This window comes from Saccharomonospora halophila 8, assembly GCF_000383775.1.
In the GTDB taxonomy this organism is placed as follows: Bacteria; Actinomycetota; Actinomycetes; order Mycobacteriales; family Pseudonocardiaceae; genus Saccharomonospora; species Saccharomonospora halophila.
Genome location: NZ_KB912541.1, coordinates 9130 through 12354, shown reverse-complemented (window position 1 = coordinate 12354; position 3225 = coordinate 9130). Strand labels below are relative to the sequence as shown.

Sequence of the window (3225 nt, the reverse complement as noted above, 5' to 3'; positions counted from 1 at the left end):
GCCGCCTGCACGGCTCGCACGAACGCCGCCCCGGCCGTACGGTACGAACGTGGGCCGCCCGCGCCCACGCCGACCAGCCACCCGGGGCCGTCGGACCCGGGGAGCACCTGTACCTCGCCGGGCGCGCGGGTCGCCGAGAGGTCGTCCAGCACGTCGTCGTGCGGGGTCGGCTCCCCCTCGGCGACCACCTCCGCCAGGGGGGTGCCCCGGCGGGCGGTGTCGGTGACGACCACGTCGACCGATCGCGTGGGGACGTCGACCGATCGGGTGGGGACGGACGGGAACGGCGAGCGCGCCACGGAACCTCCAGGCACAACGAACCGAGCCGGGCCGAGCGGGTCCCGGCTCGAAGGCAACGGACGGGTGCGGTCTCGTCGGCCGGTGGGACACCGCCGACCGGCTGCCACCGCTGTCAGCCGACGGCCTCCTGCAGCGCCGTGTGCAGGTCGTTGGCCTCCTCGGCCGTCAGCTCGACGACAAGGCGCCCACCGCCTTCGAGCGGCACGCGCATCACGAGGCCCCGCCCCTCCTTGGTCACTTCGAGGGGACCGTCACCGGTCCGGGGCTTCATGGCCGCCATAGCGTGCTCCCTCCGTTGTGAACCAGCGCGCCCGGGTCGCGCTCGCCGAAGCAACCGGGTCTGTTCCATTGTCCCCCATGCGGAGTGGGCCGCGAACGCGGACCGATCTTAACGGTGGTCCATCGCCGCTGGTATGCGCTTCATGCTCCTGTCACACTCGCGGTCGGCAACGACAACGGAGGATTCGGTGACCACAGAGGACGTGTTGAAGCGGGCCGACGCGGACGGGGTGCGCACCCTGACGCTCGATCGGCCCTCGGCGTACAACTCGCTGACCATCGAGTTGAAGGAGCGGCTCCTGGCGGCGCTGCGGGAGGCCGCCGACGACCCGGCGGTGCGCGCGGTGCTGCTCACCGGCGCGGGCAAGGCGTTCTGCGCCGGGCAGGACCTGAAGGAACACGTGGGGATGCTGCGGTCCGGCGACGAGGCGCCGCTGCGGACGGTCGGTGACCACTACAACCCGATCGTGACAACGATCACGGAGATGCCGAAACCGGTCGTCGCCGCCGTCAACGGCCCCGCCGCCGGGGCGGGGGCCGCGTTCGCGTACGCGGCCGACCTGCGTCTGGCGGCGAGTTCGGCGACCTTCCTGATGGCCTTCGCGAACGTGGGGCTCGGCCCGGACTCGGCCGCGTCGTGGACGTTGCAGCGGTTGGTCGGCCAGGGGCGGGCGATGGAGCTGATGATGCTGGCCCGCACGGTGGACAGCGCGGAGGCGCTGCGGACCGGCCTGGTCAGCGAGGTCGTGGCGGACGACGAACTGGCCACCCGGGCGCACGCGGTGGCGGCGAAACTCGCCGCGGGGCCGACGGTGGCGTACGCGAGGATCAAGAGCACGGTGCGCGGCGCGGCCGAGAGCACCCTGCAGGAGGCACTGGCGGCGGAGCAGGCCGCCCAGGCGGAACTCGGCGCCACCGCCGACCACACCGAAGCCGTCGAAGCCTTCGTCGACAAACGCACCCCCCACTTCCGCGGCAAATGACCGCCCCCCACCCGGCCACCCGGGTGTTGCCGTGAAGGGCACTTTCCCTGCATCAGGGGCCGTGAGGGGCACATTCGCTGCGTCACACGCAGGGAAAGTGCCCCTCACGGCACAACGGGAGGTGACCCCGCGCGGAAGCAGGCCTCGACGTGGTCGTCGACCATGCCGGTGGCCTGCATCAGGGCGTGGCAGGTGGTGGGGCCGACGAAGACGAAGCCGCGCCGCTTCAGCGCCTTCGCCATCGCGGTCGACTCCGGGGTGGTCGCCGGGACGTCGGACATCGTGCGCGGGCGGCGCCGGGTGGCCGGGTCGGGGGCGAACGACCACAGCAGCGCGTCGAGCGGGACGTCGAGCCCGGTCACCGCACGGGCGTTGGTCACCGTCGCACGGATCTTCGCACGGTTGCGCACGATGGCCGGGTCGGCCAGCAGCCGGGCGACGTCGTCCTCGGTGAAGGCCGCCACCCGGGACGGCTCGAAGCCGGCGAACGCGCACCGGAAGCCCTCCCGTTTGCGCAGGATGGTCAGCCAGGACAGGCCCGACTGGAATCCCTCCAGGATCAGCCGCTCGAACAGCGCCGCCTCGCCGTGCAGCGCGACCCCCCACTCGTGGTCGTGGTACTCGGCGTAGTCCGGGGCGGTGTTACCCCACGCGCAGCGGACGACGCCGTCGGTGCCGACGAGCTCCGCGGGCGGTCCGGGCGCCGGTCCGGCGCTCACCGACCCACCTCGTACGACTCGGCGAAGCGGGCGAAGTGGTCCAGCGACCGGCGCAGCCCCAGCACGAACGCGGGTTTCGCCAGCAGCCAGCCGGCCTTGCCGACCGGCCCGAACGGCAGGTCGAGCTCCTCGGACCACACGAACGTCGATCGCTGCGGGCCGCGCGCCTGCACGTGGAACGCGCCCGTTCCGCGCACGACCCGGCCCAGGTGGCGCACCGTGCAGCGCACAGGTGGCTCCCAGGTGGTGATCTCCATCGTGTCGGTGACCCCGACACCACCCACACCGGTGAACGCCTCGATGCGGGACCCGATGCTGCGGCCGTTACCGGACACCACCCGGACGTCGGTACCCACGATCCACTCGCCCTGCCGCTCCCAGTCGGTCAGCGCCAGCCAGGTGGTGCCCGCGGGGGCCGCGACCTCCACCGAGACGGCCACGTCACTCATCGCACCGTCCCGCGGTCGCCGGTACCTCGCCCCGGTCGAGCCGGCCCTCCAGCTCGGTGACCCGCCCGCGGAGTTCGTCGATCTCGGTGCCCAGTCGGGACAGCACCCAGTCGACCTCGGACATCTTGTAGCCCCGCACGACGATCTGGAACCGCGTGGCGGCCACGTCCTCGCCGGTGACGTCCTCGGCGGGCAGCCGCGTGGGCGAGCTCCCCGGCGCCAGCGGGGCGAGTTCCTCGCCCCGTCCGAAGACCAGGGAGGCGAGCAGAAACACCACGGCCGCCACCAGCAGCATCACGAGGAGATAGATCAGAGCGGTGGTCACGATTCGATCGTGACATACCCGCGCCCGTCACGTGCGCCGCGCCGACACCTCCCGTATCGGGGGCCGGTCGGCCAGCCGGACGGTGGCCACGTCCGGCACCCATTCCCCGGCGACCTGCACGAACTGCGTCAGCTCGGCGGCGGCGCCCTGCGGGTGCGGGCCGCCCCCGG

General features: G+C 72.8%; 5 protein-coding genes and 2 pseudogenes. 1 reads left to right on the top strand and 6 read right to left on the bottom strand.

The window, feature by feature from the left end; translation table 11 throughout:
• Together SACHA_RS0110540 and SACHA_RS23870 are read right to left on the bottom strand one after the other, a co-directional pair.
• Positions 1 to 233: pseudogene (locus SACHA_RS0110540) on the bottom strand (peptidase M17); the annotation flags it as partial.
• A gap of 179 nt (positions 234 to 412) precedes the next feature.
• A complete protein-coding gene (locus SACHA_RS23870; RefSeq protein WP_007025343.1) occupies positions 413 to 580 on the bottom strand; it encodes a DUF3117 domain-containing protein in 168 nt (55 codons plus the stop codon).
• A 187-nt stretch (positions 581 to 767) separates the two neighbouring features.
• Here SACHA_RS23870 and SACHA_RS0110530 point away from each other — a divergent pair, with 187 nt between their 5' ends.
• Positions 768 to 1562, top strand: a complete 795-nt coding sequence (locus SACHA_RS0110530; protein WP_019809511.1) for an enoyl-CoA hydratase-related protein — start codon at positions 768 to 770, stop codon at positions 1560 to 1562.
• 104 nt (positions 1563 to 1666) lie between these two features.
• Here SACHA_RS0110530 and SACHA_RS0110525 read toward each other — a convergent pair whose 3' ends face one another.
• From SACHA_RS0110525 to SACHA_RS24470, 4 genes and pseudogenes are all read right to left on the bottom strand, one after another.
• Positions 1667 to 2281, bottom strand: a complete 615-nt coding sequence (locus SACHA_RS0110525) for a DNA-3-methyladenine glycosylase I (protein ID WP_019809510.1) — start codon at positions 2279 to 2281, stop codon at positions 1667 to 1669.
• Complete coding sequence (locus tag SACHA_RS0110520) at positions 2278 to 2730, bottom strand: SRPBCC family protein (protein WP_019809509.1); 453 nt, start codon at positions 2728 to 2730, stop codon at positions 2278 to 2280. Before SACHA_RS0110520 ends, SACHA_RS0110525 begins: the two co-directional genes overlap by 4 nt.
• Positions 2723 to 3055, bottom strand: a complete 333-nt coding sequence (locus SACHA_RS21460) for a DivIVA domain-containing protein (protein WP_019809508.1) — start codon at positions 3053 to 3055, stop codon at positions 2723 to 2725. Before SACHA_RS21460 ends, SACHA_RS0110520 begins: the two co-directional genes overlap by 8 nt.
• Before the next feature lie 27 nt (positions 3056 to 3082).
• A pseudogene (locus tag SACHA_RS24470) lies at positions 3083 to 3225 on the bottom strand (glucosyl-3-phosphoglycerate synthase); the annotation flags it as partial.

Excerpts from the sequence above, each read along its gene's own strand:
- SACHA_RS23870 (WP_007025343.1), bottom strand. The coding sequence starts at position 580 with ATGGCGGCCATGAAGCCCCGGACCGGTGACGGTCCCCTCGAAGTGACC.
- SACHA_RS0110520 (WP_019809509.1), bottom strand. The coding sequence starts at position 2,730 with ATGAGTGACGTGGCCGTCTCGGTGGAGGTCGCGGCCCCCGCGGGCACC.